At 72.5% G+C, this 1,883-nt stretch carries 2 protein-coding genes; both read right to left on the bottom strand.

Annotated features, from left to right (window positions below; genetic code table 11):
* A partial coding sequence (locus WA805_RS17080) for a DNA translocase FtsK 4TM domain-containing protein (RefSeq protein ID WP_425242828.1) occupies positions 1-755 on the bottom strand: 755 nt, incomplete at its 3' end.
* Between the two features lie 456 nt (positions 756-1,211).
* Positions 1,212-1,883 (bottom strand): GNAT family N-acetyltransferase (locus tag WA805_RS17075; RefSeq protein WP_425242827.1); only part of this gene is annotated, 672 nt, incomplete at its 5' end.

Genomic DNA, 1,883 nt, shown 5'->3' with positions numbered 1-1,883 from the left:
CCGCCGGGCTCGAGCACCGGCGTGTCGTAGGGCTTGACATGGTCGCCCGCCTCGATGGACGGCGGCCGCAGCCGGATCGCCCTGGCGATCTCACCGCGCACGCTCCGGCCGACGGCCCGTCCGCCGGCATCCTCGCCCTCCTCGCCGTCCTCCCGCTCAGGGCTCGGGTAGCCGAACAGCTCGCTCAGCTCACGCAGCCGGGCCGGCACGTTCCGCACCGGCGTGCCAGTGAGTACGAGCAGCCCGAAGCAGGCCACCAGGCCGAGCAGCGGCGTCGCCACCCATGGGGTGAGCCCGGCCACCAGCGGCGCGGAGACCGCGTAGCCGATAAGCCCGCCCGCTCCCCTGATCGCCGGTGCGCCGTGCGAAGGATTCGGCGTGCCCTTGGCGATACTGAACAGCCCGAGCACGCCGATGAGCAGGGCCACCCAGCCGATCACCACGCGCGGGGTCTCCGCGTTCAGCTCCGGGTGACGCATGAACCGCCAGCCGAGCAGCGCGAGCAGCACCGGGACCACGAACGCGCCATCGCCGAGGAAGCCGCTGGTCAGGTCGTAGACCAGCCGTCCCGCGGGATTGCCCATCCGCAGCCAGACCCCGGCCGCGAATACGATCGCCAGCCCGAGGCACAGCAGCCCGATCCCGTCCCGCTGGTGGTCCGGATGCAGGTCCCGCGCGCTGCGCCCGGCACGTCGCACCGCGAATCCGACCGTGCCCGCGATCAGCATCCAGCCTGCCGACAGGGTGCGGAACACCCACCGGGCGAGGATGACTACCGGGTCCTTGGTCGGCTTGGGCTTCCGCCGCTGAGCGCTCCGCTTTCGAGGAGCGCTCCGCTTTTGCGGAGTGCTCCGCTTTCGGCCTCCGCCCCGTCCGCCGCCGGACCGCGACGACCCGCCCGCCCGGGAGCGCCCGGTTCCCGATGCCGAACCGCGCCCGCTTCCTGAGCCGCTGCCGCGGCCGGAACTCCCGCTCCCCCGCGAGCCGCTTCCTCCGCTCCCGCTGCCCCTTTTCGGCGCGGGGCGCCCGCCGCCAGGCGGCACGTTCGGCAGGATGACCTCGACCGGCTCATCGTTGTAGAACTCGTCGCGATCAGCGCCTGCCCGCCCGCTTCGCGAACGAGCCGAGCTCCTGGACGCACGGGTAGCCATGATTACAAACGTAGCGAGCACCTGGCCCTTGTTGAAGCATCCGGCCCGGCGTGTCGCCCGCTAGGGAGCGACGCGGTAGTGGTAACGGTGGGAGTAGCGGAAGCCGCAGCGTTCGTAGAGGGTTCTCGCCGGGATGTTGTCGGTCTCGACTTGGAGGAAGACCTGGCGGGCGCCGCGCGCTGCTGCCTCCGCGCAGATCGCGCGCGTCAGCGCCATGCCGAGTCCGGCGCGCCGTCGCGCCTGTGTCACCTCGACGGCCGTGATCCCCGCCCAGCCGTCCGCGATCGACAGCCTGCCGATGGCGAGCACCTCACCGGCGTCGCCGCGGATGCTGGCGAACGCCTGCGCCGGAGCGGACATCAGGACGGTGCGCAGGACCGGCGGCTGCCGGTCCTGGCCACGGTAGTGATACGTAGCCAGCCAGTGGTCGTCGGGCTCGGCGTCGACGCGGAACTCTCCGCTCGCCGGCGAGTCGCCGGCGGGCGCCACCGCGGCCAGGTCGGCCACCATGACGAAGGCGGGACCTGGACGAGTCAGCCAGGTCCGTTCGGACAAATGATTGTCAAGCTGATGGCAGGGCGAGTCACCGTCCAGCGGCAGCGGGATGACGATCATCGGCGGCAGGGCGCGGGCGCGGTACCAGCGGGTGACGGCGGCGAGCGCGTCGTCGAGCGGCACGCCCGGGTCGCCGAGCGGCAGCACCGAGTTGGCGCGGCCGGTGAAGCCGCCGGC

This window comes from Trebonia sp. (genome assembly GCF_049794275.1).
GTDB lineage: Bacteria > Actinomycetota > Actinomycetes > Streptosporangiales > Streptosporangiaceae > Trebonia.
The sequence above is the reverse complement of the archived record's forward strand: the minus strand, read 5'-3'. Positions and strand labels throughout refer to the sequence as shown.